Genomic DNA, 372 nt, shown 5'->3' with positions numbered 1-372 from the left:
GGCCCGGGGGCGGAGCCGATGCGCTCGTCCCAAACCTGGGCGGCGGATTGATACGGAGTAGCAGGCTGTGGCGTATCGGCGTAGCGCACCTGCGGTCGTTTGAATCGCATGGGAGTTCTCCTTGAAGATCAGGAATCGGAATCGCGCAGGCTCGGGCCTTGGCTGGAGCTGCCGCCATCGCCGCCGCGCAGCGTGTGGGCGGCGGTCGTCGCGGCATGGGTGAGCTGCTGCCTGCGATGCAGGCGCTTGGCCCAGGCGGGTTGCGCGGTGGATGGGGTTGGCTCGTTTGCAGCCTGTGCGGCACCGCCCCCTGACGCCGATCCGGCGTCATCGGGCCGGAAGGCGGCGGCGACACGCTCCTTCATCGAGCGC

Annotated in this window: 2 pseudogenes; both read right to left on the bottom strand. The window is 69.6% G+C overall.

The window, feature by feature from the left end:
* Positions 1 to 110 (bottom strand): annotated as a pseudogene (locus H928_RS31405) (conjugal transfer protein TrbF); the annotation flags it as partial.
* 18 nt (positions 111 to 128) lie between these two features.
* Positions 129 to 372: pseudogene (locus tag H928_RS26460) on the bottom strand (P-type conjugative transfer protein TrbL); the annotation flags it as partial.

Source organism: Comamonas sp. B-9 (assembly GCF_000410635.1).
Lineage (GTDB): Bacteria > Pseudomonadota > Gammaproteobacteria > Burkholderiales > Burkholderiaceae_C > Comamonas.
Note: the sequence above shows the minus strand (reverse complement) of the source record. Positions and strands in the feature narration are given on the sequence as shown.